The organism is Microbacterium lushaniae (assembly GCF_008727775.1).
Lineage (GTDB): Bacteria > Actinomycetota > Actinomycetes > Actinomycetales > Microbacteriaceae > Microbacterium > Microbacterium lushaniae.
In genome coordinates, this window is the sequence record NZ_CP044232.1 from 1,084,581 (window position 1) to 1,110,808 (window position 26,228).

The 26,228-nt window shown below is 71.1% G+C and carries 22 protein-coding genes and 1 pseudogene; 13 read left to right on the forward strand and 10 right to left on the reverse strand.

Annotated features, from left to right (window positions below; all coding sequences use genetic code 11):
• Positions 1-44 precede the first annotated feature (44 nt).
• The gene (locus F6J85_RS04950) at positions 45-293 is read right to left on the reverse strand and encodes a WhiB family transcriptional regulator (RefSeq protein ID WP_013583608.1); all 249 of its coding nucleotides are present in this window, start codon (positions 291-293) and stop codon (positions 45-47) included.
• A 226-nt stretch (positions 294-519) separates the two neighbouring features.
• On the opposite strand from F6J85_RS04950, the gene F6J85_RS04955 reads away from it, so the two are divergent.
• Positions 520-909, forward strand: coding sequence for a histidine kinase (locus F6J85_RS04955; RefSeq protein ID WP_150924086.1), 390 nt, complete (start codon positions 520-522; stop codon positions 907-909).
• Positions 910-922: 13 nt separating this feature from the next.
• On the opposite strand, the gene bcp is transcribed toward F6J85_RS04955, so the two are convergent.
• From bcp to aroA, 3 genes are read right to left on the reverse strand one after another with little or no spacing between them, the layout of a single operon-like run.
• A complete protein-coding gene (gene bcp / locus F6J85_RS04960; protein ID WP_150918362.1) occupies positions 923-1,396 on the reverse strand; it encodes a thioredoxin-dependent thiol peroxidase in 474 nt (157 codons plus the stop codon).
• Positions 1,393-2,445 (reverse strand): ribosome small subunit-dependent GTPase A, encoded by a 1,053-nt coding sequence (gene rsgA, locus F6J85_RS04965; RefSeq protein ID WP_150924087.1) that lies wholly within the window; start codon positions 2,443-2,445, stop codon positions 1,393-1,395. The genes bcp and rsgA overlap by 4 nt, the downstream gene beginning before the upstream one ends.
• A 14-nt stretch (positions 2,446-2,459) precedes the next feature.
• Positions 2,460-3,698 carry a 3-phosphoshikimate 1-carboxyvinyltransferase gene (gene aroA, locus F6J85_RS04970; RefSeq protein WP_420846133.1) on the reverse strand — a complete coding sequence of 413 codons (1,239 nt, stop codon included), beginning with the start codon at positions 3,696-3,698 and terminating at the stop codon, positions 2,460-2,462.
• A 126-nt stretch (positions 3,699-3,824) separates the two neighbouring features.
• Between aroA and F6J85_RS04975 the strand changes: the two genes are divergently transcribed.
• The 3 genes from F6J85_RS04975 to F6J85_RS04985 are packed head-to-tail and all read left to right on the forward strand — an operon-like array spanning position 3,825 to position 6,074.
• Complete coding sequence (locus tag F6J85_RS04975; protein WP_150924089.1) at positions 3,825-4,496, forward strand: sigma-70 family RNA polymerase sigma factor; 672 nt, start codon at positions 3,825-3,827, stop codon at positions 4,494-4,496.
• Positions 4,493-4,732, forward strand: coding sequence for a zf-HC2 domain-containing protein (locus tag F6J85_RS04980; protein ID WP_150924090.1), 240 nt, complete (start codon positions 4,493-4,495; stop codon positions 4,730-4,732). The genes F6J85_RS04975 and F6J85_RS04980 overlap by 4 nt, the downstream gene beginning before the upstream one ends.
• 43 nt (positions 4,733-4,775) lie before the next feature.
• A complete protein-coding gene (locus tag F6J85_RS04985; RefSeq protein WP_150924091.1) occupies positions 4,776-6,074 on the forward strand; it encodes a GNAT family N-acetyltransferase in 1,299 nt (432 codons plus the stop codon).
• Between the two features lie 179 nt (positions 6,075-6,253).
• Here F6J85_RS04985 and F6J85_RS04990 read toward each other — a convergent pair whose 3' ends face one another.
• Positions 6,254-9,916, reverse strand: coding sequence for a multifunctional oxoglutarate decarboxylase/oxoglutarate dehydrogenase thiamine pyrophosphate-binding subunit/dihydrolipoyllysine-residue succinyltransferase subunit (locus tag F6J85_RS04990; RefSeq protein ID WP_150924092.1), 3,663 nt, complete (start codon positions 9,914-9,916; stop codon positions 6,254-6,256).
• 157 nt (positions 9,917-10,073) lie between these two features.
• Here F6J85_RS04990 and guaB1 point away from each other — a divergent pair, with 157 nt between their 5' ends.
• Positions 10,074-11,531, forward strand: a complete 1,458-nt coding sequence (gene guaB1, locus F6J85_RS04995) for a GMP reductase (protein ID WP_150924093.1) — start codon at positions 10,074-10,076, stop codon at positions 11,529-11,531.
• 397 nt (positions 11,532-11,928) lie between these two features.
• Here guaB1 and F6J85_RS17945 read toward each other — a convergent pair whose 3' ends face one another.
• Positions 11,929-12,882 (reverse strand): hypothetical protein, encoded by a 954-nt coding sequence (locus F6J85_RS17945; protein ID WP_238707062.1) that lies wholly within the window; start codon positions 12,880-12,882, stop codon positions 11,929-11,931.
• A 367-nt stretch (positions 12,883-13,249) separates the two neighbouring features.
• On the opposite strand from F6J85_RS17945, the gene F6J85_RS05005 reads away from it, so the two are divergent.
• Both F6J85_RS05005 and F6J85_RS05010 read left to right on the forward strand, forming a co-directional pair.
• Positions 13,250-14,593, forward strand: a complete 1,344-nt coding sequence (locus F6J85_RS05005) for a hemolysin family protein (protein WP_150924094.1) — start codon at positions 13,250-13,252, stop codon at positions 14,591-14,593.
• Positions 14,590-15,636: a hemolysin family protein gene (locus F6J85_RS05010; protein ID WP_150924095.1), complete on the forward strand. Its 1,047-nt coding sequence runs from the start codon at positions 14,590-14,592 to the stop codon at positions 15,634-15,636. The genes F6J85_RS05005 and F6J85_RS05010 overlap by 4 nt, the downstream gene beginning before the upstream one ends.
• A 51-nt stretch (positions 15,637-15,687) precedes the next feature.
• Here the strand turns inward: F6J85_RS05010 and F6J85_RS05015 are convergent.
• Positions 15,688-16,754, reverse strand: a pseudogene (locus F6J85_RS05015) (NADH:flavin oxidoreductase/NADH oxidase).
• A 30-nt stretch (positions 16,755-16,784) separates the two neighbouring features.
• Here F6J85_RS05015 and F6J85_RS05020 point away from each other — a divergent pair.
• From F6J85_RS05020 to F6J85_RS05035, 4 genes are read left to right on the forward strand one after another with little or no spacing between them, the layout of a single operon-like run.
• Positions 16,785-17,630 (forward strand): ADP-dependent NAD(P)H-hydrate dehydratase, encoded by an 846-nt coding sequence (locus tag F6J85_RS05020; RefSeq protein WP_150924096.1) that lies wholly within the window; start codon positions 16,785-16,787, stop codon positions 17,628-17,630.
• A gap of 60 nt (positions 17,631-17,690) precedes the next feature.
• Entirely contained in the window at positions 17,691-18,914 is a 1,224-nt protein-coding gene (locus tag F6J85_RS05025; protein WP_150924097.1) for a glycosyltransferase 87 family protein, read from the forward strand.
• A 2-nt stretch (positions 18,915-18,916) separates the two neighbouring features.
• The gene (locus F6J85_RS05030; protein ID WP_150924098.1) at positions 18,917-19,234 is read left to right on the forward strand and encodes a thiamine-binding protein; all 318 of its coding nucleotides are present in this window, start codon (positions 18,917-18,919) and stop codon (positions 19,232-19,234) included.
• A gap of 21 nt (positions 19,235-19,255) precedes the next feature.
• A complete protein-coding gene (locus tag F6J85_RS05035; RefSeq protein ID WP_238707063.1) occupies positions 19,256-20,470 on the forward strand; it encodes an MFS transporter in 1,215 nt (404 codons plus the stop codon).
• On the opposite strand, the gene metX is transcribed toward F6J85_RS05035, so the two are convergent.
• Positions 20,471-21,676 carry a homoserine O-acetyltransferase MetX gene (gene metX / locus F6J85_RS05040; protein WP_150924099.1) on the reverse strand — a complete coding sequence of 402 codons (1,206 nt, stop codon included), beginning with the start codon at positions 21,674-21,676 and terminating at the stop codon, positions 20,471-20,473. It abuts the gene before it with no gap.
• A 48-nt stretch (positions 21,677-21,724) separates the two neighbouring features.
• Positions 21,725-22,453 carry a DUF1345 domain-containing protein gene (locus F6J85_RS05045; protein ID WP_150924100.1) on the reverse strand — a complete coding sequence of 243 codons (729 nt, stop codon included), beginning with the start codon at positions 22,451-22,453 and terminating at the stop codon, positions 21,725-21,727.
• Between the two features lie 416 nt (positions 22,454-22,869).
• On the opposite strand from F6J85_RS05045, the gene F6J85_RS05050 reads away from it, so the two are divergent.
• Both F6J85_RS05050 and F6J85_RS05055 read left to right on the forward strand, forming a co-directional pair.
• On the forward strand, positions 22,870-23,478 hold the full coding sequence (locus F6J85_RS05050; RefSeq protein ID WP_150924101.1) for a DUF3887 domain-containing protein: 609 nt from the start codon (positions 22,870-22,872) through the stop codon (positions 23,476-23,478).
• Between the two features lie 188 nt (positions 23,479-23,666).
• Positions 23,667-24,479, forward strand: coding sequence for a CPBP family intramembrane glutamic endopeptidase (locus F6J85_RS05055; RefSeq protein ID WP_238707158.1), 813 nt, complete (start codon positions 23,667-23,669; stop codon positions 24,477-24,479).
• Positions 24,480-24,854: 375 nt separating this feature from the next.
• On the opposite strand, the gene F6J85_RS05060 is transcribed toward F6J85_RS05055, so the two are convergent.
• Positions 24,855-26,177, reverse strand: a complete 1,323-nt coding sequence (locus F6J85_RS05060) for a bifunctional o-acetylhomoserine/o-acetylserine sulfhydrylase (RefSeq protein WP_150924102.1) — start codon at positions 26,175-26,177, stop codon at positions 24,855-24,857.
• Positions 26,178-26,228: the final 51 nt, after the last annotated feature.

Here is a 26,228-nt window from a genome sequence, read left to right on the forward strand (position 1 = left end):
CGGTGTGAGCGTCCGCATGGCGCGGATGGTTCGATGCGGCGTCGTCAGGACGCGCGGCGGGCGCGGGCGGCGCGGCGCTTGAGGGCGCGGCGCTCGTCCTCGGACAGCCCGCCCCACACGCCCGAGTCCTGGCCGGACTCCAGGGCGTACTGCAGGCACACCTCGGTGACGGTGCAGCGGGCGCACACCGACTTCGCCTTCTCGATCTGGTCGACGGCCGGCCCGGTGTTCCCTACGGGGAAGAACAGCTCGGGGTCGACGGTCAGGCAGGCAGCTTTGTCGCGCCAATCCATGGTGGTGCTCCTTGAGAGGAATCAGGTTGATCAGAGCCCGGCTTCGGGTGTCCGATACTCTGGTGGGGAGATGCGAGCGTCTGGCTCGCCCCACGTCGCTGTGGGAGCACACGGCTTTACATATCGTCCCATAAGCACCCGGACCGATCAAGAGGTGAACGGGAGCTTTCCAGCCGGTTACCAGCCTTTCGTCGCCCCGCGCACCGAATCCTCCAGGAGTTTCCGCATGACCGTCCGACTGATCGCCGCCGCGATCCTCGCCCTCGAAGCGCTCGGACTCGCCGTCCTCCTGGTGTGGCAGGTCATGGCGATGCTCGCCGGCGACACCGGATCGCTCGCCAGCGCGATCGCGCTGGCCACGCTGACCCTCGTCGGAGCGGTCGCGGTGGCCGCCTTCGCCGCGGCCACGGCTCGCGACCAGTCATGGGGCCGCTCGGGCGGCATCGTCGTGCAGGCCCTCATCCTCGCCGTCGCCCTGGGCGAGCTGACCGGCGAGAACGCGAACCCCGCTGCGGCGGCGCTGATCGCGGCGCCGGCGCTGGTGTGCGCGGTCCTGCTGATCCTGACCGTGCGGGCTGCCGGACGCCAGGAGGGCGGGCGCGGGCAGCAGCCCTGACGGATGCGGCGGCTCAGGCCGCGTCGATGCCCAGGAGCTTGCGCAGCCTGGCCACGTGCCCGGTGGCCTTGACGTTGATCATCGCGTGCTCGATGACGCCGTCCTCGTCGATCACGAACGTCGAGCGCAGCACGCCCTCGATCGTCTTGCCGTAGTTCTGCTTCTCGCCCCACGCACCGTACGCGTCGTGCACGGCGTGGTCGGGGTCGCTCAGCAGGGGGAAGGCCAGTCCGTCGCGCTCGCGGAACTCCCGCAGCTTCTCCGGCAGATCGCGCGAGACGCCCAGCACCGTGTAGCCCGCGCCCTGCAGGGAGGCGAGGCTGTCGCGGAAGTCGCACGCCTGCGTCGTGCAGCCGGGGGTCATGGCCGCCGGGTAGAAGTACACGATGACGCGGCGGCCCCGGAAATCATGCAGTGAGACGGGGTGGTCGTCCTGATCGGGAAGCGTGAAATCGGGCGCTGCGGCGCCGGGCTCGAGAGTACTCACCCCTCCACCCTATGAGTCGTGAACGTCATGAGCAGCCGCTGCAGCGAATCCAGGCGGGCCGCACCGCCGGGACCGAGGCGCCCTTCGGCGACGGCTTCCGCCATCGCGCAATCCGGGGCATCCGGCAGATGCGTGCATCCACGCGGGCATTCCTTCGCGATCTCGGCGAGGTCGGTGAACGCACCCAGGATGTTCGCGGGGTCGACGTGGCCCAGACCGAACGACCGGACGCCGGGCGTGTCGATGACCCAGCCGGCGCCTCCGGGGCCGCGGTAGCGGAACGACACGGTGGAGGACGACGTGTGCCGGCCGCGCCCGGTGACGACATTGACGTGGCCGATCGCGCGCTCGGATCCCGTGAGGGCATTCACCAGCGTGGACTTGCCGACGCCGGAGTGCCCCACGAACACCGTCGAGTGCCCCACGAGGGCTGCTCCGATCCGCTCGAGGGGGACGTCATCCGGTGCGCTCGTGAAGACCTCCAGGTCGAGGCCCTCGAAATGCGCCAGGAACGACGAAGGGTCGGCCAGATCGGTCTTCGTGACCACGAGCAGGGGGCGGACGCCGGCATCCAGTGCCGCGACGAGGTAGCGGTCGACCAGCCGCGCGCGCGGCTCGGGATCGGCTGCGGCGACGACGATGAGCATCTGGTCGGCGTTGGCGACGATGATCCGCTCGACCTGGTCGGTGTCATCGGCGCTGCGCCGCAGGAGCGAGGTGCGCTCCTCGATGCCGACGATGCGGGCGAGCGTCCCCTGGGCGCCGGAGATGTCGCCGACGACCCGCGCACGGTCGCCCGTGACGATGGCCTGCTTGCGCAGCTCGCGGGCCCGTGTGGCGGTGATCCGGCGCTCCTGGGGGCCGTCCTCGTCCACGAGCACGGCGTAGCGGCCGCGGTCCACCCCCAGGACCCGTGCGATCACGGCGTCGGCGTGCGCGGGCCGGCGCTTGGTGCGCGGACGGTTCGCCTTGGGATTGGGGCGGACGCGGATGTCGTTCTCGTCGGGGCCGTCGTCCTGGTCGTCGTCGAAATCCTCGAGCCAGCTCATCGTCTTCGTCCGCGTCAGCGGCCGGTGCCTTCCCGCATCCCCTGCCACAGCGACGGGAACTGCGGCAGCGTCTTGGCGGTCGTGCCGATGTCGTCCACCCGCACCCCCGGGACCCGCAGCCCGATGAGCGCACCGGTGGTCGCCAGGCGGTGGTCGTGATAGGTCCGCCACGTCCCGCCGTGCAGGGGGCGCGGCACGATCCGGATGCCGTCCTCCAGCTCGTGCGCTTCGCCGCCGAGGGCGCGGAGGTTCGACACCAGCGCGGCGATGCGGTCGCTCTCGTGGCCGCGGATGTGCCCGATGCCGTACAAGGTCGTGGGGGATTCGGCGAAGGCGGCGAGGCCGAACAGCGTCGGGGCCAGTTCTCCCGCTCCCGACAGGTCCAGGTCGATGCCTTCGATGTGCTCCCCGCCGGTGACGGTGAGGTTGGTCGAGCGGCGGACGACCTTGGCGCCCATCTCGGCGAGGATCTCGCCCAGGAGGGCGCCGGGCTGCGTCGAGTGCAGGGGCCAGCCCGGCACGGTGACGTGTCCGCCGGCGACCATCGCGGCGGCCAAGAAGGGCGCGGCGTTGGAGAGATCGGGTTCGATCGCGATGTCCTTGCCGCGCACCGGCCCCGGCGGCACGATCCATTCACCCGGCGCGGGGCGCTCGACATGGATGCCACGGTGCGCGAGCGACTCGATCGTCATGTCGATGTGCGGGACGCTGGGCAGCCGGGCCCCGGTGTGGCGCAGATGCAGGCCCACGTCGAAGCGGGGGGCTGCCAGCAGCAGGCCCGAGACGAACTGGCTGGAGGCGCTCGCGTCGATCTCGACCTCGCCGCCGCGGACGTGGCCGTGGCCGCGCACGGTGAAGGGGAGCGCCCAGTGCCCCCCGTCGTCGATGTCCAGGCCCACCTCGCGCAGGGCCGCGATGAGCGAGCCCATCGGCCGGTGCAGGGCGCTCTCGTGCGCGGTGAGGGTCACGTCGCCGGAGGCGAATCCCGCGAGCCCCGCGACGAAGCGCATCACGGTTCCGGCCTGGCCGCAGTCGATCTCGACGCTGCCGCGGAAGGGGGCGACCGGGGTGATGCGCAGGTCGGCGCTGGCGCCGTTGTCATCCACGCTCTCCACGCCCACCCCGAGCCTCGTGAGGGCCTGGACCATCCGGGCGGAGTCGTCCGAGTGCAGCGGGGCGTGCAGGACGCTGGGTCCTTCGGCGATGGCGGCGAGGATCAGCTCGCGGTTGGTGAGCGATTTCGACCCGGGCACGACGACCGTCGCACGCAGCGGACCCTCCGCGACGGGCGCGAGCCACTCACCGCGGGGGCGGTGTCGGAGGTCGCGGGGGAATAGCCGTCGAGGGTCATCGGTTCCACCCTAGTGAAGGAGGAGCAGATGATCGCTGTCTTGAACCGCTCGCGCTCGGAGTCCCGGGTCGTCGCAGCGCCGTCGGACGTAGACTGGCGCGTGATGAACGACAAGGCCGATGCCACCGTCGAAGCACGCGAGCAGTTCGAAGAGCAGGCGCTCCCCTTCATGGATCAGCTGTACGCGGCGGCGATGCGTATGACGCGCAACCCGGCCGACGCGGCCGATCTGGTGCAGGAGACGTTCGTGAAGGCCTTCGGATCGTGGGGCACGTTCACGCAGGGCACCAACCTCAAAGCGTGGCTGTACCGCATCCTCACCAACACGTACATCAACACGTACCGCAAGAAGCAGCGGGAGCCCTATCAGGGCACCATCGACGACCTCGAGGACTGGCAGCTCGGGGGAGCGGAGTCGACGACGGCCACGAGCGCGCGCTCGGCCGAGGCGGAGGCGATAGATCGGATGCCCGCATCCGTGGTCAAAGACGCCCTGCAGTCGATTCCGGAGGATTTCCGGTTGGCGGTGTACTTCGCCGACGTCGAGGGCTTCGCCTACCAGGAGATCGCCGACATCATGAAGACACCGATCGGCACCGTCATGTCCCGTCTGCACCGTGGCAGACGGATGCTGCGCGAGCTGCTGACCGACTATGCGAAGGAGCGCGGCATCACCGCCGCGACAGGAGTGACGAAATGAGCGACTGCGGCTGCGAGAGGGCACGACGCGACCTCGAGGAGTACCTGCGCGACGAGGTCTGCAAGACCAGTCCTGAGGACATCGCCGAGCACCTCGCCCACTGCCCGGGCTGCCGGGACGAGGCGCACTTCGCCCGCACCCTGACCGACGTGGTGGCGCGAGCGTGCAAGGAGAGCGCGCCCGAGGAGTTGCGCGACCTCGTCATCGCGCGGCTGCGGAGCGATCCGGTCACCTGATCACGCCGTGACCGGTGTCGGCGCCCGGCCGTAGGCTGGGTTCATGGCTGACGTCGACGCCCATTCGCTTCCCCTGGACCCCGCTTCGGCCGACGCGCTCGCGGCCGAACACCTGGAGTACGCCCTCGTCGACAACGACGGCGCCGGCTTCGACGCCTTCCTCTCGGCCGTCACGCGCGGCTTCCTGGACGGCGAGCCCACGAGCGAGCAGGTCGAGGACTCGCGCACCTCTCTGCGCCCCCGCCGCCTGACCGGCGTCTTCGACCGTGGCGCGATCCACCGCGACGTACCCGTCGGCACGGTGGACTCGTGGGTCAGCGAGCTCACGAGCGAGCCGGGCCGCACGGTGCCGATGTGGGCGATCAGCGGGGTCACCGTGGCGCCCACCCACCGTCGCCGCGGGATCGCGCGCGCGATGCTCACCGGCGAGCTGCGCACCGCGGCCGCCGCCGGGTTCGCACTGGCGGGGCTGACGGTGTCGGAGGCGACGATCTACGGCCGGTGGGGGTTCGGACCGGCGGTGTTCACCTCCGACCTGTCCGTCGACACGCGACGCGTGCAGTGGAGTGGCCGTCGTCCGCAGGGGCGCCTGGACTTCCTGCATCAGGACGAGTTGCCCGACCGTCTCGCGGCGCTGCACGAGCGCACCCGGCGGCTGCGCCCGGGCGAGGCCGCCGGGTGGCCCGGGCTGTGGCGTCGCATGTCGGGCCTGCGGCCCGGCGAGGACGACGGGCGCAAGGTGCGCGCCGTGGCCTACCGCCGCGCCGACGAGCCCGACGGCATCATGGTGTACTCGGTCGCGGAGAAGGGCGACGACGGATCGCGGCAGGAACTGACCATCCGTGCGCTGTTCGCCGCCGATGACGACGCGTATGCGGCACTGTGGCGCTTCGCGATCGAGCATGATCTCGTCGGCACCGTCGTGGCGAGCCTGCAGCCGGCCGACTCGGCGCTGCGGTGGATGCTCACCGACCACCGGGCCGTCCGCGAGACGCGCACCGACCACCACTGGCTGCGGATTCTGGACGTACCCGCAGCCCTCGCCATCCGCTCCTACGCCGCCCCCCTGGACCTCGCTCTGCGTGTGGAGGATCCGCTCGGCTTCGCCGAGGGCACCTGGCGCGTCACCATCGACGGCGACGGCACGGCGTCGGCCATGCCGTCCGACGAGGCGCCCGACGTGACGCTGGACGCGAGCGCGCTGGCCTCCATCCTGCTCGGCGGCGTGCGCCCCGACGCCCTCGCCACCGCCGGGGCGATCCACGGCGATGCGGCCGGCGTCGCCGCGCTGACGCGCGCGTTCGCGCCGGCAGTCACCCCCGTGCTGAGCATCTGGTACTGATCTCCGGCACCCGCCTCCCGCGCGCTGCCTCCCTCCCGCGAGCACAACGGCGGGGATCGTGCGCGGCACGCCGCGGCATCCGCGGAGCGGGCGGCGTGTCAGGAACCGTCCCCGCCGTTGTGCAGCTGTGGGACGACGACGAAGGCCCCGGTTTCCCGGGGCCTTCGTCGCATCGTGGCCTACAGCGTGAGGGCCATCCGCATGAGTTCGGCGTGCTCCTGAGCGTGCACCTTGGGCGACCCGGTCGCCGGCGACGCCGCCGCCGCGCGCGAGACCCGACGGATCGTGCGCCCGCGCAGGTGCTTGACCACCTCGAGCGCGATGAACGGCCACGCACCCTGGTTCTCCGGCTCGTCCTGCACCCACACCAGCTCGGCGTTGGGGTAGGTCTCCAGCACGGCGTTCAGCTCGTCGACGGGAGCGGGGTAGTACTGCTCGAGGCGCACGAGGGCGACCTCGGGGTTGGGGTTCTTCTCCAGCTCGCCGCGCAGATCCCAGTGGATCTTGCCCGCGTGCATGAGGACGCGCTTGACGGCGGAGCGGTCGATCTGCCGATCGTCGTCGAGCACCGGCTCGAACCGCCCGGTCAGGAAGTCCTCCACGGGGCTCGTGGCGCCCCGCAGGCGCAGCATCGCCTTCGGGGTGAACACCACGAGCGGACGACGCGGGCGCTGGTAGGCCTGGCGCCGCAGCAGATGGAAGTACGACGCCGGGGTCGACGGACGCGCGACGGTCATGTTGTCCTGCGCGCACATCTGCAGGTACCGCTCGATGCGTCCCGACGAGTGGTCGGGCCCCTGACCCTCGTAGCCGTGGGGGAGGAGCAGGACGACGCTGGACTGCTGTCCCCACTTCTGGTCGGCGGCGGAGATGTACTCGTCGATGACCGACTGGGCCCCGTTGCCGAAGTCCCCGAACTGCGCCTCCCACAGCACCAGCGCGTCGGCGCGCTCGACGGAGTAGCCGTACTCGAAGGCCATCGCCGCGTACTCGCTCAGCAGCGAGTCGTAGACGTAGAACCGGCCCTGGTTCTCGCTGAGGTTGGTCAGCGGGATCCACTCCTGGCCGTTCTCGCGGTCGTGGAGCACCGAGTGGCGCTGCACGAACGTGCCGCGGCGGGAGTCCTGACCGGCCAGGCGCACCGGGGTGCCCTCCAGCAGCAGGGAGCCGAACGCGAGCAGCTCGCCGAAGCCCCAGTCGATGTTGCCGCTGCGGCTCATCTCCAGGCGCTTGTCCAGCAGCTGCTGCAGCTTGGTGTGCACCGTGAAGCCCTCGGGCTTGTTGACGAAGGCGTCGCCGATGGAGTGGACGACCTCACGCGGCACGCCGGTGGTGTCGGGTGCTCCGCTGGCCGGCTCCTCCGACGCATCCGGATCCACGATCGTGTTGGCGCCGGTCTCGGCCTCGTGCGTCTGGGCGAAGGCGACCTCCAGGCGGCGCTGGAAGTCCTGCTTGGCCTGCTCGTACTCTTCTTCCGTGATGTCACCACGGCCGACGAGCGACTCGGTGTAGAGGCGACGCACCGAGCGCTTGGCTTCGATGAGGTTCGTCATGAGCGGCTGCGTCATCGAGGGGTCGTCGCCCTCGTTGTGACCGCGTCGGCGGTAGCACACAAGGTCGATGACCACGTCGTGGTGGAACTCCTGGCGGTACATGAACGCCAGCTCGGCGACGCGGACGACCGCCTCGGGGTCGTCCCCGTTGACGTGGAAGATCGGCGCCTGGATGGTCTTGGCGACATCCGTGGCGTACACCGAGGTCCGCGCGTCGGTGGGGGTCGTGGTGAAGCCGACCTGGTTGTTGACGACGACGTGGATCGTGCCGCCGGTGCGGTAGCCGCGCAGCTGCGACATCTGCAGCGTCTCGACCACGACGCCCTGACCGGCGAACGCGGCATCGCCGTGCACGAGGATCGGCAGCCACGAGAACGTGCCGATGGGCTTGCGGTCCTGCTTGGCGCGGACCACGCCCTCCAGCACCCCGTCGACGGTCTCCAGGTGCGAGGGGTTGGCGGCCAGGTACACCGGCAGTTCGTCACCGGCGTCGGCGACGAAGGTGCCCTCGGTGCCCAGGTGGTACTTCACATCGCCAGAGCCGCGCTTGCTGCCCACGGCCACCGAGCCCTCGAACTCGCGGAAGACCTGCCCGTACGTCTTTCCGGCGATGTTGGTCAGCACGTTGAGCCGCCCGCGGTGGGCCATGCCGATCGCGGCGCCGTCCATGCCCGCGGATGCCGCGCCCTGGAGGATCTCGTCCAGCAGCGGGATGAGCGACTCGCCGCCTTCGAGGCTGAAGCGCTTCTGCCCGACGTACTTGGTCTGCAGGAAGGTCTCGAAGGCCTCGGCCTCGTTCAGCTTGGACAGGATCCGCAGCTGCTCGTCGTGGCCCGGCTTGGTGTACTTGACCTCGACGTTGTCCTGGAACCACTTGCGCTGCGTGGGGTCCTGGATGTGCATGTACTCGATGCCGATCGTGCGGCAGTACGAGTCGCGCAGGACGCCGAGGATGTCGCGCAGCTTCATCTGGCGCTTGCCGCCGAACCCGGCCGTGACGAACTCGCGGTCCAGATCCCAGAAGGTCAGGCCGTGCGACTCGATCTCCAGGTCGGGATGCGTGCGCTGGACGTACTCGAGCGGATCGATGTCGGCCATCAGGTGCCCGCGGACGCGGAAGGAGTTGATGAGCTCGTGCACGCGTGCGGTCTTGTTGATGCGCTCGGAGACGTCGACGTTGATGTCGCCGGCCCAGTGGATCGGAGCGTAGGGGATGCGCAGCGCCGCGAAGATGTCGTCGTAGAACCCGCGCTGGCCCGTGAGCAGCTCGTGCACCTTCTTGAGGAATTCGCCCGAGCCCGCGCCCTGGATGACGCGGTGGTCGTAGGTGCTGGTGAGCGTGATCGTCTTGCCGATCGCCAGCTCGTTGAGCGTCTTGTCGCTGGCACCCTGGAACTCCGCCGGGTACTCCAGCGCGCCGGCGCCCACGATGCATCCCTGCCCCTTCATGAGGCGCGGCACGGAGTGGACGGTGCCGATCCCGCCGGGGTTGGTGAGCGAGATCGTCGTGCCCTGGAAGTCGGCTGCGCCCAGCTTGTTCGCGCGGGCGCGCTGCACGAGGTCTTCGTAGGCGGAGAGATACTCCCCGAACGTCAGGCTCTCGGCGCGCTTGATGCTCGGCACCAGCAGCGCGCGGCTGCCGTCGGGCTTGGGGATGTCGATCGCGATGCCGAGATTGATGTGCGCGGGTGCGACCACGGAGGGCTTTCCGTCGATCTCGGCGTAGAAGACGTTCTGGCTCGGGAACTCCTTGAGCGCCTGGATGATCGCCCATCCGATGAGGTGCGTGAAGCTGATCTTGCCGCCGCGCGTGCGCGACATGTGGTTGTTGATGACGATGCGGTTGTCGATCATCAGCTTCGCCGGAACGGTGCGCACGCTCGTGGCGGTGGGGACCGTCAGCGACTGGTCCATGTTGGCCGCGAGCGTCTTGGTCATGCCGCGCAGCGGCGTGACCGTGTCCTCCTCGAGGCGTTCGGCCGACGCCGGGGCGTTGGCGGGGGCCTGCGCGGGGATGGGCTGCGGCGCCGCGGGCTTGGCGGTCGTTCGGGCCACCGGCTGCGCACCCACGACGGGGATCGGGGCGGTCACCGGCTTGGGCTCAGCGCCATCCGCCGCCGCGCCGTCATCGGCGACGACGGGGTGGTAGGCCTCGAGGATGGGCCACCACGCCTTGTCCACGGAGTTCTTATCGACCTTGTACTGCTCGTAGAGCTCATCGACGAGCCATTCATTGGCCCCGAATTCGCCCTCGTTCGAAGTACCGACGCCTGTGACCTGGCTCGACACGGTCGATCGCCTGCTTTCCTCGGTGAAGATCGGTGGGCTGCGCGAGAAGCGGTCTCTGCGCACCGCCCCCCAGCCTAACCCACTGGACGCGCCGTGGCCGGTTCCCGGCCCCACGATCCCGGTGCCGTCGGGGAGGGGGGTGGGTAGCGTGGGGAGCATGGAGTTCACCGGCTCGCAGCCCGACCTCGACCTCACCTACGCCGACGTGTTCCTGGTGCCCAGACGCTCGTCGATCACCAGTCGGCTGGACGTGGACCTGACCCCCGGCGACGGCACGCCCGCGCGACTGCCGCTGGTGTCGGCGAACATGAACTCGGTCACGGGCGCGCGGCTGGCGGCGACCCTCGCCCGCCGCGGCGGGCTGGGCGTCCTGCCGCAGGACATGCCGCTGCAGGAGCTGGACGCGGCCATCCGGTGGGTCAAAGCCCAGCCCGTGCCATGGGACACCCCGCTGGTGCTGCCGCCCTCGGCGACGGTGACCGATGCCCGCCGCCTGCTGCCGGCGACGCCGGGGCACGGGATCGTGGTGGCCGACACCGGCGCCGGGCACCTCACGATCGACCAGATCGTCGGCGTCGTGCCGGCCGGGCGCCTCGGCACCGCGCAGCCGGACGCGCTCCTGGGCGACCTCGTCCACGGACGCGTCGCGTCCCTGGACGCCGAGGACGTGGGCAGCGCGCGGCACGCCTTCGATCTGCTGGTGGCAGCCGACGCGGAGACGGTGTGCGTCCTGGACCACGGCCGGCTGGTGGGAACGCTGTCGCGACGCAGCGCGCTCCGCGCCTCGCTGTATCCGCCGGCCGTCGACGCGTCCGGGCGTCTTGCCGTGGCTGCCGCCATCGGCATCAACGGGGATGTCGCGGCCAAGGCCCGCGCCCTGGCCGGCGCCGGCGTCGACGTGCTCGTGCTCGACACCGCGCACGGGCACCAGGAGGGGATGCTGCGGGCGCTGCGCTCCGTGGCCGGCCTCAACCTGGGCATCCCGCTGGTGGCGGGCAACATCGTCACCGCCGAGGGCGTGCACGATCTGGTGGCGTCGGGCGCGGCGATCCTCAAGGTCGGGGTCGGACCGGGCGCCATGTGCACGACGCGCATGATGACCGCCGTGGGGCGGCCGCAGTTCTCGGCGGTGCTGGAGACCGCGCAGGCCGCACGGGAGCTCGGCGCGCACGTGTGGGCCGACGGCGGGGTGCGCTATCCGCGCGACGTGGCCCTCGCGCTGGCGGCGGGAGCTGCATCCGTCATGATCGGCTCGTGGTTCGCCGGCACGATCGAGGCGCCGGGGGAGCTGCTCGTGGACGATCAGGGCCGCGCGTACAAGGAGTCGTGGGGGATGGCCTCCACGAAGGCCGTGCACGAGCGCTTCGGCCGGCTCGATCCGTACGAGCTGGCCCGCAAGGAGCTGTTCGCGGAGGGCATCTCCTCTTCGAAGATCTACCTCGACCCGCTGCGGCCCGGTGTCGAGGACCTCGTGGACATGATCACCTCCGGCGTGCGCTCGGCCTTCACATACGCCGGCGCCGCGAGCGTCCCCGAATTCGCCGAGCGCGCCCGGGTGGGCATCCAGTCCACGGCCGGCTACGACGAGGGCAAGGCGCTCCCCACCAGCTGGTAGCGCCGCGTCGCCCTCCCCGGCTCCGTTGCCGGCGCCGGCGGCGGCACCACGTTCGCGCTAGTTCGGTGCATCCGCGCCGCTTTCATGTAGCGCAAACGCACGGAAGTGGCGCGGTTGCGGTGTTCCGCTGCGCGCTGGGTGGTGCCCTGCGCGCCGCGCGCTACGCGCCGCGCGCCGCTGGCGCTGGCGCTGCCCGTGCCGCCCGCTGGCGCTGGCGTTGCCCGTGCCGCCCGCTGGCGCTGCGTCCTGCCGGCGCCGGCGGCGCACCACGTTCGCGCTAGTTCGGTGCATCCGCGCCGCTTTTATGTGGCGCAAACGCACGGAAGTGGCGCGGTTGCGGTGTTGGGCGCGGCGAAGGGGGCGCCGCGGGCGAAGGGGGGCGGAAGGGGCATCGTGGTCAGGGGCGCGGGAGCGGGGTGGGGAGGCCGGCCGAGGTGAGGATGTCCCAGATGCGACGCGGGTGGTCGGCGTCCGTCGCCTCCCAGCGCGAGAACGCGCGCACGATGCGGCGGATCTCGTTCTCACGGTTCTTCTCGTCGATGAGCGCCTGCTGCGGCGTGCGACCGTCGAGGAAGAGCGGATCGGCGTACTTGGCTCTGCCGTCGATCTCACACCAGTGGTCGTAGTCGGGGAAGTACAGGTCGGCGTAGGCGACGCGTCCGCTGAGGAGCACGCGCCGCTCCTGGAGCCGGGGACGCGGGAATCCGAGCCGGGCGATCACCACGCGGCTCTGCGACTCGCGCACGTTCGCCGCCAGCGGCTGCGCGAAGGCGAAAACCCGCGCGGCGCGTGCGTCGCCGCGGTGGCCGGGGTCGGCCTCCAGGCGCGTCCACAGGTCGTCGATGCTCGTGAGTGCACCGCCCGGGCGATCGCCCCAGATCGCCTGATCGGCGATCGCGACAGCCGGCAGGAACCGCTCGGCCCGCGCGAGGTCGAGCGCGGTCTGGGCGGGGGAGGTGACGGCATGCACGCCGACCGGCACCGTCTCGAGCGTTGCGAGATCGCGGGTGTGCCGACGGATGAGGCCGCTCGAGCGGCCGCCGGTGCCCGGCGTCGTGACGTCGACGGCCGCCGGCCACGGGCCGAGGACGTCGATGCCCCACCATGCCGCAGCGGCGTGGTGGGAGAGGATCGCCGGCCGCCGCATCCGTCCTGCGACCTCGCGGACGTGCACACGATGCCTCTCCATCGGTGTGAGCGCGTCCCACTCCGACCTGAGGGCGAAGACCCCGGCGGTCACGCGGACCCACGACCCCTCCTCCAACGCGCGGCGCAGACGCCGGCTGTCGAGCGGATCGTCACGCTCACGCCGGCGGATCAGAGTGAGATCGAACGGGGCAGGTAGGAGCATCTTCGGATCCTGCCGCCGCTCGCGCGCCGTGCGGCCCTTCGCGCTGCGGCCGTGGACAACCCGCCCGCCCGCCGCCTCTGGGGAGGAGCGCCGCATCCCCGGCGCAATTCCCGCGATCGCGCCTGTTCCGCGCATCCGCGCCACATGGAAATGGCGCGGATGCACGGAACTGGCGCGGATGTGGTGCGGCAGCACGGGCGGGCGACGGCGGGCGGGCGGGCGGCCGGGGCGCAGGAGGGGAGCGGGAGAAGTGGCGGGGCGCGGGAGCGGCGTGCTGCCGTAGACTTTTCGGCACGATGGACGACCCTCCCTCTTGTAGACGCTCGCCCCACCGACCCGCCTCCCCGATGAACGGGGGTGATGCGTGATGGATTACGTCATGTTGGGCGTGGGGCTCCTGCTCACAGTCGGAACCGGACTGTTCGTCGCCAGTGAATTCGCCCTGGTCAACCTCGATCGCGCCGACCTCGAGGCCCGCCAAGCCGCCGGTGAGTCGCGCCTGGCGCTCACGATCAGCGCGCTGCGCATCACCTCGACGCACCTCTCCAGCGCGCAGCTGGGCATCACCCTCACGACGCTCCTGACCGGGTACACGATGGAGCCGGCGATCTCCAACCTGCTGCGGCCGGTGTTCACGGCGTGGGGATGGCCCGAGGGGGTCGTGGCGCCACTGGCAACGGTCATCGGCGTGGCGTTCGCGACGGTGCTCTCGATGATCCTCGGCGAGCTGGTGCCGAAGAACTTCGCCCTGGCCATCCCGCGGCAGACGGCCAAGCTCGTCATGCCGTTCCAGGTCGCGTTCACGACCGTCTTCCGCCCCGCCGTGGCCGTGCTCAACGGAAGCGCCAACGGGATCCTGCGCTCCTTCGGCGTGGAGCCGAAGGAGGAGCTGTCCGGCGCGCGCACGGCGGAGGAGCTGTCCAGCCTCGTCCGCCGCTCGGCGAGTGCGGGCGTGCTGGAGAAGGACACCGCATCCCTGCTGGATCGCAGCCTCACCTTCTCCCGGCTGAGCGCCGCCGATGTGATGACCCCGCGGCCCACCGTGCACGCGCTCGCCGCCGATGACACCGTCGAAGACGTCGTGCAGCTGGCGATGCGCACCGGTCACAGCCGCTTCCCCGTGTACCAGGAGTCGATGGACGACATCGTCGGCATCGTGCACCTGAAGGCCGCCGTCGCGGTGCCGCGCGCGCGGCGGGTGGATGTGCCGGCCGCCGCCATCGCGACCGAGCCGCTGCGCGTACCCGAGACGGTGCACCTGGACGCCCTCGTCGCCGAGTTGCGCGCGCGGGGATACCAGATGGCGATCGTGGTGGACGAGTACGGCGGCACCGCGGGCGTGGTCACGCTGGAGGATCTCGTGGAGGAGATCGTCGGCGAGGTCCTCGACGAGCACGACCGCTCTCGTGCGGGGGTCGTGCGGGTGGCCGGATCGGTGAGCTTCCCCGGCGATCTGCGCCCCGATGAGGCTCTGGACCGTGCCGGCGTCAAGGTGCCCGAGGGCGAGGTCTACGACACCGTGGGCGGCTACATCATGAGCGTGCTCGAGCGCATCCCCGCCGTCGGCGACGAGGTGCCCACCGAGGACGGCGTGCTGACGGTCCAGCGCATGGACGGGCGCCGCATCGACCGCGTGCGGTTCACCGCGACGCCCAAGGACGACGGCGTGGACGAACTGGTCCGCGCGGCCAAGGGGGGTGACCAGCGATGAGCGATTGGGCAGGGATCGCCTGGCTCGTGGTGCTGCTGCTGGCCAACGCCTTCTTCGTCGGCGCCGAGTTCGCCGTCATCTCCGCGCGCCGCTCGCAGATCGAGCCGCGTGCCGAGCGCGGCTCGCGGGCTGCGAAGGTCGCACTGTACGCGATGGAGCACGCCACGCTCATGCTCGCGACGTGTCAGCTCGGCATCACGATCTGCTCGCTGCTGATCCTGAACGTCTCCGAACCCGCCATCCACCACCTGCTGGCCGCGCCGCTGGGTCTGACGGGCCTGAACGAGGCGATGGTGGATGTCATCGCCTTCGTGATCGCGCTCCTGCTGGTGTCGTACCTGCACGTCGTGATCGGCGAGATGGTGCCGAAGAACCTCGCGTTCTCGCTGCCCGACCGGGCCGTGCTGTTCCTGGCGACCCCGCTGGTGTGGGTGTCCAAGGCGTTCTACCCGATCATCGTGGCGCTGAACTGGACGGCCAACCACGCCGTGCGCCTGTTCCGCGTCGAGCCGAAGGACGAGGCCGCCTCGACGTTCACGCTCGAGGAGGTGGCCACGATCGTGAGCCAGTCGCGCCGCGAGGGCGTGCTGGATGACGCGGCCGGCACGGTCGCGGCGGTGGTGGAGTTCACCGACAAGAAGGCGCGCGACGTGGCCGTGCCGCTGGGTGAGCTCGTCACCCTGCCCGAGACGACCACGCCGAGCCAGATCGAGCGGGCCGTTGCCAAGCACGGCTACTCGCGCTACGTCATCGTGGATGCCGCGGGGTCGCCGATCGGCTACGTGCACCTCAAGGACGTGCTGCGGGCCGCGGAGAACGGCGACGGTCAGTCGCGGCCGATCGCGGCCAAGCGCATCCACCACATGGTGCCGGTGATGGAGACCACCGACCTCGAAGACGCCCTGGCCCTGATGCGCCGCGCCGGTCGCCATCTCGCGCAGGTGCGCGATGAGGCGGGAGAGACCACCGCGGTGCTGTTCCTCGAGGACATCATCGAGGAGCTCATCGGCGAGGTTCAGGACGCCACGGCGCGCCGTCGCTGAGCGGCCCCGACCGCCCGGGACCCCTCGAGGGGTCCCGGCGGTCGGCATGCCTCACCCGCGCCGGGCGCGCTCGTACTGCGGCGGCCACGCGACGTCGGCGCCGAGCTCGCCGGCGGCCCGCAGGCCGTAGTGCGGGTCGCGCAGCCACTCCCGCCCCGACATCACCGCGTCGGCGTCGCCACGGGCGACGAGCTCCTCGGCCAGGGCGGGGGAGTCGATCATCCCCACCGCGCTCACCGGCATCGCCGCCGCCGCCCTGACCTGCGCGGCGAAGCCGGCCTGATAGCCGGGGCCCGTGGAGATGCGCTGATGCGCGACGAGGCCGCCGCTGGAGACGTCGATGAGGTCGGCGCCTGCCTCGCGCGACGCGATCGCCGCCGCGATCGTGCCGGGCAGGTCCCAGCCTCCGTCGGCCCAGTCGGTCGCCGAGAGACGCACGAACACGGTGGCCGAGGGGGCGGCCTCGCGGACGGCCGCCACGACGCGCGTGAGCAGCCGGATGCGGTTCTCCTGCGAGCCGCCGTAGGCGTCGGTGCGCGTGTTGGACAGCGGGGAGAGGAATTCGTGCAGCAGGTAGCCGTGCGCGGCGTGCACCTCGAGCACCTCGAACCCTGCCGCGACGGCCCGGCGCGCGGCGGCGGCGAAGTCGGTGACGACCTTCTCGATGCCGGCGTCATCCAGCGCGGCCGGGGCGGCGTAGCCCTCGAAGGCGATCGCGGACGGCGCGACGGTGGCCCAGCCGCCGCGTTCGGGCGGCACCGTGCCGCGTTCGCGCGTGAGCGGCGACCACGTCGACGCCTTGCGCCCGGCGTGGGCGAGCTGGATGGCGGCGACCGCACCACGGGAGCGGATGTCGTCGACGATCGGGCGCCACGCCGCCGCCTGGGCGTCGTTCCAGATTCCGGTGTCCTCGGGGAGATGCGACCCTCCGGCGACACGGCCGTGGCCTCGGTCATGACCAGCCCCGCCCCGCCGGAGGCGAACTGCGCCAGGTGAACGTGGTGCCAGGCGTGCGGGACGCCGTCGGCGCCGGCGGAGTACTGGCACATGGGGGAGACCCAGAGCCGGTTGCGGGCCGTGGTGTCGCGCACGGTGAGGGGGGAGAACAGGTGGGGCATCGCGGTGTTCCTCGCGTTAGGGTGGCGCGCATGGGCGCAGCGGAGTGGACGGCCGACGACGTGCGCAGCATCCTGCGGCTGCCGACGAGATCCGATGACAAGTATTCCCGTGGTGTGGTCGGGTTCCGCACCGGATCGCAGGCCTACCCGGGTGCGGCCGTGCTGGGCGTGGAGGCGGCATGGCGCACGGGGGTGGGGATGGTGCGCTATCTCGGCCCCGAGGTCCCCACCTCCCTCGTGCTCGCCCGGCGCCCCGAGACGGTGGCGGCAGCGGGGCGCGTGCAGGCGTGGGTGATCGGGTCGGGGACGGATGCCGCGCATCGCACGCCCGACGACGACGCGGCCCTCCGGCGCATCCTGGACGGGGCGGAGCCGGTCGTCGTCGACGCGGGGGCGCTGGATCTGGCGCCGGTGGGATCGGCCCCGCGCATCGTGACGCCGCACGGCCGCGAGCACGACCGTGTGCGCGCGCAGGCGGGGCTGTCGCCGGTCGGGAGCGACGCCGACGACGAGGCCCGCGAGGCCGCCGCCGTCGAGACCGCCGCGCGCCTGGGGGTGACGGTGCTGCTGAAGGGGTCGACGACCGTCGTCGCGACCCCGGGCGGCTGGACCCGCCGCATCGGCGCGGCGACGGCGTGGCTGGCCACCGCCGGCACCGGCGACGTGCTCGCCGGCGTCGTGGGAGCGGTCGTCGCGGGGGCTCCCGCGGCGGATGCCGACTCCCTCGGCCCCGCCGCTGCCACCGGTGCGTGGCTGCACGCCGAGGCCGGCGCCACCGCCGCGGGCGCCCTGGGTGCGCGGGGCGGCCCGATCACGGCGATGGATGTCGCCGCCGCCCTGCCGCGCGTGGTCGCGGGCGTCCTCGCGAGCGGATGAACCCGGCGGCATCCCGGTCACGGCCGGGCCGTGTCGTGCGCGCGGCCTAGGATGTGAAGCGTGTCCCGACGCGTGCCGCTGTGGATTGCCTTCGTCCTCGTGCACGCCGCGGTGATCCTGCTCGGTCACGTGCTGCCGAGCCAGCCCATGGGCGACGTGTACAACGTGTACGAGCCGTGGTCGCGGCAGGCGCTCATTGGCGCCGGCATCGTGGGGATCGACGAGCCGTGGGTCTACCCGCAGATCGCGCTGGTGCCCATGGTGCTGGCGTGGGGGTTCTCGCTGCTGGGCGGCTACACGATCGGCTGGGGGCTGCTCGCCACGGCCGCCAACGCGCTGGGGTTCGGGATGCTGGTGGGCCGGGGCCGCTCGCGTGGCCGGCGAACGGCGGCCTGGCTGTGGCTGGCCGCGATCCTCCTGCTCGGGCCGGTGGGGCTCTTCCGACTGGATGCCCTCACGGTGCCGCTCTCACTGGCCGGCTGCCTGTGGCTGGTCGGACGGCCATGGCTGGGGGGCGCGCTCCTGGCCGTGGGCATGTGGATCAAGGTGTGGCCGGCCGCGCTCCTGGCCGCGGCGGTGCTCGCGCTGCGCCGCCGGGCGGCGGTGCTGGGGGCCGCCCTCGCGGTGTCGCTGGCCACGATCGCGGTCGTGGTGCTGGCCGGCGGCGGCGCCACGGTGTTCGGGTTCGTGGGCGACCAGGCCGTGCGCGGACTGCAGCTGGAGGCCCCGGTCAGCACGCCGTACGTGTGGCAGGCCGCCCTCGGGGTGCCGGGTGCGGCGATCTACTTCGCCGCCGACATCATCACCTTCGAAGTCGTCGGCGCGGGCTCGGCCGCCGTGGCGGCGGCGATGACGCCGGTCCTCGTGGCGGTGGTGGTGGCCGTCGCTGCGGCGGGGGCGGTGCAGGCCTGGCGCGGAGCATCCTTCGCGGCCCTGTTCCCGCCGCTCGCGCTCGCACTGGTCCTGGCGTTCATCGTGACCAACAAGGTCGGCTCCCCGCAGTACATGACGTGGCTCCTGCCGCCGCTCCTGGTGGCAGTCGTGCTCGATCGGGCCCGGTGGGCGGGGCCGGCGGCGGTCGTGCTGTTCCTGTGCGGCCTCACGCAGCTGGTGTACCCCGTGCTGTACGACCGCCTGCTCGCCGCCGAGGTCACGGCGGTCATCGTGCTGACGATGCGCAACGCGCTCGTGGTGGCGCTGTTCGCGTGGATGTGCGTGCGGGTGCTCCGGGTGCCCGTCGGCGGGAGGCCTCGCGCCGCCGTCTCCTCGCGCGGTAGCGTCTGAGCATGCTGGTCGCCTTCTCCGTCGCCCCTTCCGGAACCGGATCCGCCGACGGCTCGGTGCATGACGCCGTCGCCGCCGCCGTGCGGGTCGTCCGAGACTCGGGCCTGCCGAACCGCACGACCTCGATGTTCACCGAGATCGAGGGGGAGTGGGACGAGGTCTTCGACGTCGTCAGGCGCGCCGCGGATGCGGTCATGCCGTTCGGCTCGCGCGTCTCGCTCGTGCTCAAAGCCGACATCCGCCCCGGGCACTCGGGTGAGATCGACGGCAAGGTGGAGCGCCTGGAGAGCGCGCTCGAATCGATTCGCGACACCGACTGACCCGGAGGCTACAATCGAGCGGTGACCTCCTCGACCACGACGAGGAGGGCGACGGCGAGGGCGCTCCTCGCCCTCGCGATCGGCAGCTTCGGCATCGGCATGACCGAGTTCGTGCTGATGGGCCTCCTGCCGAACATCGCCGCCGAACTGCTCCCCGCGCCCTGGGCGGCGCAGCCGGAGAGCGCGATCGCGCAGGCCGGCTGGCTCATCTCGCTGTACGCGCTGGGCGTCGTCGTGGGTGCGCCGACGATCGCGGGCTCGGTCGCGCGGTTCCCGCGGCACCGCGTGATGGTGGTGCTCGCCCTCGCGCTGACGGTGTTCAACGCGCTCACCGTCATCGCCCCCACCTTCGAGCTCGTGGCGGCATCCCGCTTCCTCGCCGGGCTTCCGCACGGGGCGTACTTCGGGATCGGCGCGCTCGTGGCCGCCGACCTGCTGGGCCCGGGAAAGCGCGCCCAGGGGGTCGCCTTCGTCCTGTCCGGTCTCACCGTCGCCAACGTCGTCGGCGTGCCGCTGGGCACGCTCCTCGGGCAGCAGTGGGGATGGCAGGCGGCCTTCGTCGTGGTCGCCGGCGTTTTCGCCGTGGCCACGGTCGCGATCGCGCTCACCGTGCCCCCGCACCCGGGGGATCCGGGCCGGCGCCTGCGCGACGAACTGCGCGTGTTCCGGGTGGGCCAGGTGTGGCTCGCCCTCGGCACGGGCGCGATCGGATTCGGCGGGTTCTTCGCGATGATCAGCTACATCGCACCCATGGTCACCGACCTGGCCGGATCCCCGGAGTGGAGCGTGTCGCTCGTCCTGGTCATCGTGGGACTCGGGATGACCGTGGGCAACCTCGTCGGCGGGCGCCTGGCGGATCGCGATCTGCGGCGCTCGCTCGTGTGGGGTCTGCTCGCCCTCGCCGTGGCATCTGCGCTCCTCGCACTCACGGCGGCGTGGATCGTGACGCTCGGGCTCTTCGCGTTCGCGGTGGCACTCACCGGCTCGGCGCTCAGCCCCAGCATCCAGACCCGCCTGATGGACGTCGCCGGCGACAACCAGTCGATCGCGGCGGCGCTGAATCACTCCGCGCTGAACATCGGCAACAGCCTCGGCGCGTTCCTCGGTGGGCTCACGATCGCAGCGGGATGGGGATTCGCGGCGCCGGCGTGGGTGGGCGCGGCCCTGGGTCTTGCCGGGGCGGGGATCGCCGTCATGGGCTTCCGCGTGGAGCGCGCGCGCCGCGCACGCGGGTAGTCAGGCCGCGAGCAGCCGCCGGAGGTGACCGGCGACGGCGGCGGTCTCGATGAGGAAGCCGTCGTGGCCGAAATCGCTCGCGAGCACGACGGCCTCGTCGCCGTCGAGGGTGTGCGGGATGCCGCGGGCGATGCGGTGCTGCCCCCCGATCGGGAAGAGCCGGTCGCTGTCGATGCCGAGGACGAGGGTCATCGCGGTCACCCGGCGCAGCGCGTCCTCGACGCCGCCGCGGTCGCGGCCCACGTCGTGGGAGTTCATCGCCTCCACGAGGGTGATGTAGCTGTTGGCGTCGAAGCGGCGCGTGAACTTGTTGCCGTGGAAATCCAGGTACGACTCCACGGCGAACCGGCCCCCGCTGCCGAGCGGGCTGACCCCCGACTGCCACGTGCGCTGGAAGCGCGAATTCAGCTCGGTGGGGCTCCGGTAGTTCAGCAGCGCCATGCGGCGGGCCAGGGCGAGCCCCCGGTGCGGGCCGTCGCCGTCGCCGGCGTCGTAGAACTCCCCGCCGGAAAAGCGCGGGTCGATGCGGATGGCTTCGATCTGCACGGAGTTCAGCGCGATCTGGTCGGCCGTGTTGACGGGCGGGGCCGACAGGATCGCCGCGCGGGCGACCCGGTCGGGCAGTCCCACGGCCCACTCCAGCGTGTGCATCCCGCCCATCGATCCGCCCACCACCGCCGCCCACCGCTGGATGCCGAGGGTATCGGCCAGGTGCGCCTGCGCGGTGACCTGGTCGCGGATCGTCAGGTACGGGAAGCGGGATGCCCACTCGTAGCCGTCCGGCGCGATGCTCGCGGGGCCGGTCGACCCCTGGCATCCGCCCAGCATGTTCGGGGCGACGACGAACCAGCGGTCGGTGTCGATGGCGGCGCCGGGCCCGACCAGGTCGTCCCACCAGCCGTCGGTGGGGTGGCCCGGGCCGGCCGGCCCGCGCACGTGGCTGTCGCCCGTAAGGGCGTGCAGGACCAGGACGGCGTTGTCGTGCGCAGGGGAGAGCTCGCCCCACGTCTCGTACGCGATGCGGTACCCCGGCAGGTCGCGCCCGCCCTCGGTGCGGAAGGCGCCGAAGGAGGCGAACCGGCGCTCGCCCACGGGATCGCCGTCGCGCCACGCGCCGGTGGCGGGCGGGCGGCCGAGCAGGAGACGCGCGTCGGCCTCCGTGACGGGTGCCGAGGGCACCGTGTCTTCGGAGGTCTGCCAGTCCATGCCCCCCATTGTCCCGGAGCGGCGGCGCTGCTCCGTCACTGTTACGCGTCAGGCGGTGACGAGCCCCACCACGAGCGACACGGTCATCGCGACGATGAAGGCGTTGAAGACGAAGGCGAACAGGGTGTGCGTGCGCACCGCCCGGAGCGCAGCCCCCGTGCGCGGGGTCCCCGCCGACAGTGCGCCGATGGAGGAGACCATCACCGACATCGACAGGAAGTCCTCGAACTCGGGGGCCTCGTCGATGTCGAAGCTGATCCGCTCGCCCGCGGCATCCAGCCGGAGGTAGCGCAGCGCGAAGGCGTAGACCATCGTGGCCCAGGAGGATGCGACGGTCAGCAGCACGATGAGCACCCGCCCGCCGTCCTGCGGTCCGATGCCGATCACCGCCGACCCGAGCGCGCCGATGAGGGCGATGAGCGCCGCGCTGACCGTGCCCGTGCCGGTGCTGCCGAAGCCGAGCATCAGCTCGGCGCCGGAAGGCCGGCGGTGGTGCTGCACGTCGGCGATGCGGCGCAGCTCGCCGGGCGGGCATCGCGTGTACCGCACGTGCGTCCAGGAGAGGTAGATGACGGCGAACAGCGTCCAGAACACGCACAGGACGCTCAGCAGGTGCGCGCCGGTTCCCAGGAGATCGGGAAGGGCCGCCGCGCCGGTGAGCGCCAGGGCCGTCACGCCGCCGGTGGTCAGGCACAGGGCGGCCGCGGTGGACAGGAGGCTGCGGAAGGTGTCGTCGTACGCCCGCGGGACCACCCGATGTGTCCGCCGTGCCCCCACCCCTCCATCGTAGGCGCGGTGCGCGGCGGGCCCGGATCAGGGTCGTGCCATTGCGGAGGTTGCAATCGTCGGGGTGGATGGCAGTGCACGCTAGGCTCCGGCCCGGCCATCACCCCTTCCCCCACTACGACCCCTTCCACAGTGACGGATATCGAAACGTGCGAGGCATTCACCGACGTCTCGACCATCCTTCAGAACGCGGGGGCGGCCCTCTACGAGGAGCGCCTGCATCGGCAACCCGCGGCCGAACACAGCCCCCTCCCTCGTCGACGCCTGTGAGGCAGTCGGCTATCAGTGGTCGTTGCTCAACCCGGTTTCGATCCGGCACTCGATTTTCGGGAAGCTTGGTTTCGGGAGGCGGTGGGTTGCCCCCTTCGGGCGGCAACCCATCGGGTGTGTAAAGATAAGCTTTACATATGCGTGAATCAGTTATGCCTGCCTTACAGGTGTTGCGCGCCCGCACCGAGGAACTGCTCGCGTCCCGGGTCCTTGAGAGCAGGGATGACTGGCCCCGTTCGGTAGCACGGGCTTTGAGCATCCAACTGGCCGCTGATGATGTCGTGCGCGCCGTGGTGCAACAAGCACGGCGAAGCGGTGTCACGTGGCAGACCGTGGGCGACGCCTTGGGCGTCACGCGGCAGGCAGCGTTTCAGAGGTACGGCAAACCAATCGATCCAAGAACAGGGGAGCCTATGAACACCACGCCGCTATCCGGTGCAGCCGAGTTGGCATCGTCTGTGATCAACGAGCTAGCCTCCGCTCACTGGTCACGTGTCACCGGCCGCTTCGACTCCACCATGCGGGACGGTCTGTCAGAAGACGCTCTCGCTGCTGCATGGGCGCAGCTCATCGGTCAGTCGGGCGCATTCGAGAGCCACGGCGACTCCGAGGCAGCTCGCGCGGGGGATGTGACCATCACGAACACGCCGCTGTCGTTCGAAGCTGGCGACTATACCGCCCGAATCACATTCCGGGACGACCAGACCATCGCTGGTCTCTACATCCTCTCCCCGGAAGCCTCATGACCGGCGAACCATCCCGCCCGTCAGTCAGCCCGGACGTTCATGGGGCGAAGAGGCGACTGAGTAGCCGTGACCGTCGCGCCGTCCTCGCGTTCATCGCCATTGCGTACGGGCTGGCCTGGCTCGTCGCGCTTCCCCTGTGGACTGGTGATGGCCTCGCGAGTCCGTGGTTTCCGCTCGTGGCCGTGGCCATGATGACGACCCCCGGGATCGCCGCCCTTGCAGTCGTTTTTCTCATCGAGCGTCCCCGACAGCGAGCACGGGCTCTCGGGCTCTGGCCGATGACGCCCGTGCGGAGGCTCCTCGGCTATGCGGCGCTAGGCGTCTTCGTGCCGATAGGTCTTGTTCTCGTAGCTCTCCCGGTGGGGGCCTTGTTCGGGCTGTACCCCGCCGACGTCGCCAATTTCTCGGCTTTTCAGCAGACAATCGACGCGCAGCTGTCCGCCGCCGGTGCGCCAGGGCTCACAGTGCCGATAGGCGCCCTCGTCGCTATCCAACTCGCTGTCCTTCCCCTGGCATCTCTCATCAACTTGCTCCCCGCGCTCGGTGAAGAACTCGGATGGCGCGGGTGGCTCCTGCCGAAACTGATGCCGCTCGGTACGCTCCCAGCCCTCCTGATCAGCGGCGCAGTCTGGGGGCTCTGGCACGCCCCGCTCATCCTCCTCGGGTACAACTACCCAGACGCACCGGGCTGGCTCGGGATGGTGACCATGGTGGGAATGTGCATCGTGGTCGGCGCGGTATTCAGTTGGCTGCGAATCCGTTCTGAGTCCGTTTGGCCCGCAGCCCTCGCGCACGCCAGCTTCAACGGCGCGGCAGGGTCCTATCTGCTCTTTGCGCAGGCCGGATCACACATCGACACCACCCAGGCAACTGTTCTCGGATGGACTGGGTGGATTGTCCCTCTCGCTGTGGTGGCAGTGCTTTTCGCGACCGGGCAGTTCAACCGGCCTCAACCCAAGTCACGAGGTGACGAGAGGCTCGCCACCCCCCGTGTTCGGTAGGGACTCGGCAAACGGGCGGGCGCGGAGCAGAACGGCAGAGCGTCGCAGGCGTGGCGCGATCGCAACGCAGATGCACAACGCTCGAAGCATCGCACGGGCCGCGGGGCGCCGGCAGCGCGACCCGGAGGAGTCCAAGCGCTGGAATGCGAGCGTGAGCGGGGCCGACAGGCCAGCCGAATGCGCTCTCTGTCGAAGAACCCAGGCCTGGCGCCCCGCCGTATTCAGCGCGTCCATGCCGTACAGCGACGCGCGAAGGCGGCCCGCGGCGGATGCGTTCTGTTGGTGCCCGAGTCTTCGCAGAGCGCGGTGCGCGGCGGGCCCGGACGCGCGGATGCCCCGGACCACGCCGGTCCGGGGCATCCGTGGGGGTGCGGATCAGGCGCGGGCGGCCTCCACCGAACGACGAGCGGCGGCGAGGGCCTGCTCCAGGTCGGCCTTGAGGTCGTCGATGTTCTCCAGGCCCACCGACAGGCGCACGAGCCCGGGAGTCACGCCGGAGGTGAGCTGCTGCTCGGGCGTGAGCTGGGAGTGCGTCGTGGAGGCGGGGTGGATGACCAGCGAGCGCACGTCGCCGATGTTGGCGAGGTGGCTGAAGAGGGTGAGCGAGTTGACGAACTCGCGCCCCGCCGCCACACCGCCCTTGAGCTCGAACGACAGCACCGCGCCCACGCCCTTGGGGGCGTAGCGGTTGGCGGCGGCGTACCACGGCGACGTGGGCAGACCGGAGTAGTTCACCGACGCGACGTCGTCCTGAGCCTCCAGCCACTCCGCGATCTCCTGGGCGTTCTGCACGTGACGCTCGATGCGCAGCGACAGCGTCTCGATGCCCTGGATGAGCAGCCACGCGCTGTGGGGGGAGATGGCGGCGCCCAGGTCGCGCAGCAGCTGCACGCGCGCCTTGATGATGTAGGCCAGACCGTCGCCGACGGCGGTGGTGTAGCTCGCGCCGTGGTACGACGGATCGGGCTCGGTCAGGCCGGGGAACTTCTCCACGTTCTGCGACCACGCGAAGGTCCCGCCGTCGACGATGGCGCCGCCGATGACGGTGCCGTGCCCGCCGAGGAACTTCGTGGCCGAGTGGATGACGATGTCGGCGCCGTGCTCGAACGGGCGGATGAGGTAGGGCGTGGCGATGGTGTTGTCCACGATGAGCGGAACGCCGGACTCGTGGGCCACGTCGGCGACGGTGCGGATGTCGAGGACGTTGATCTGCGGATTGCCGATCGTCTCGGCGAAGAAGAGCTTCGTGTTGGGCCGCACCGCCGCGCGCCACTCGGCGGCGTCGTCCTGGTTCTCCACGAAGGTGACCTCGATGCCGAGTTTGGCGAGGGTGTACTTGAACAGGTTGTACGTGCCGCCGTAGATGGAGCTCGACGACACGATGTGGTCGCCGGCCTGGGCGATGTTGAGCACCGCGAAGGTCTCCGCGGCCTGACCGCTGGCCACCAGCAGGGCGCCGGTGCCGCCCTCGAGTGCCGCGAGGCGCTGCTCGACGACATCCTGCGTGGGGTTCTGGATCCGCGTGTAGATGTTGCCGAATTCGGCCAGTGCGAACAGGTTGGCGGCGTGGTCGGCGTTGTCGAACACGTACGACGTCGTCTGGTAGATGGGCGTGGCCCTGGCCTTGGTGACCGGGTCGGGCTGCGCGCCGGAGTGGATCTGCTTGGTCTCGAACTGCCAGTTCTCGGGTGCGGACATGTTCGTTCTCCTGCGGGTCTCGGGGGCGAGGACGAGGTGTCCTCCCCGTCA

Bases quoted from the DNA above. Each gene is read 5' to 3' on its own strand.
- F6J85_RS04950 (WP_013583608.1), bottom strand. From the start codon at position 293: ATGGATTGGCGCGACAAAGCTGCCTGCCTGACCGTCGACCCCGAGCTG.
- F6J85_RS04955 (WP_150924086.1), top strand. From the start codon at position 520: ATGACCGTCCGACTGATCGCCGCCGCGATCCTCGCCCTCGAAGCGCTC.
- rsgA (WP_150924087.1), bottom strand. From the start codon at position 2,445: ATGAGCTGGCTCGAGGATTTCGACGACGACCAGGACGACGGCCCCGAC.
- F6J85_RS04975 (WP_150924089.1), top strand. From the start codon at position 3,825: ATGATCGCTGTCTTGAACCGCTCGCGCTCGGAGTCCCGGGTCGTCGCA.
- F6J85_RS04980 (WP_150924090.1), top strand. From the start codon at position 4,493: ATGAGCGACTGCGGCTGCGAGAGGGCACGACGCGACCTCGAGGAGTAC.
- F6J85_RS04985 (WP_150924091.1), top strand. From the start codon at position 4,776: ATGGCTGACGTCGACGCCCATTCGCTTCCCCTGGACCCCGCTTCGGCC.
- guaB1 (WP_150924093.1), top strand. From the start codon at position 10,074: ATGGAGTTCACCGGCTCGCAGCCCGACCTCGACCTCACCTACGCCGAC.
- F6J85_RS17945 (WP_238707062.1), bottom strand. From the start codon at position 12,882: ATGCTCCTACCTGCCCCGTTCGATCTCACTCTGATCCGCCGGCGTGAG.
- F6J85_RS05005 (WP_150924094.1), top strand. From the start codon at position 13,250: ATGGATTACGTCATGTTGGGCGTGGGGCTCCTGCTCACAGTCGGAACC.
- F6J85_RS05010 (WP_150924095.1), top strand. From the start codon at position 14,590: ATGAGCGATTGGGCAGGGATCGCCTGGCTCGTGGTGCTGCTGCTGGCC.
- F6J85_RS05020 (WP_150924096.1), top strand. From the start codon at position 16,785: ATGGGCGCAGCGGAGTGGACGGCCGACGACGTGCGCAGCATCCTGCGG.
- F6J85_RS05030 (WP_150924098.1), top strand. From the start codon at position 18,917: ATGCTGGTCGCCTTCTCCGTCGCCCCTTCCGGAACCGGATCCGCCGAC.
- metX (WP_150924099.1), bottom strand. From the start codon at position 21,676: ATGGACTGGCAGACCTCCGAAGACACGGTGCCCTCGGCACCCGTCACG.
- F6J85_RS05050 (WP_150924101.1), top strand. From the start codon at position 22,870: ATGCGTGAATCAGTTATGCCTGCCTTACAGGTGTTGCGCGCCCGCACC.
- F6J85_RS05055 (WP_238707158.1), top strand. From the start codon at position 23,667: ATGATGACGACCCCCGGGATCGCCGCCCTTGCAGTCGTTTTTCTCATC.
- F6J85_RS05060 (WP_150924102.1), bottom strand. From the start codon at position 26,177: ATGTCCGCACCCGAGAACTGGCAGTTCGAGACCAAGCAGATCCACTCC.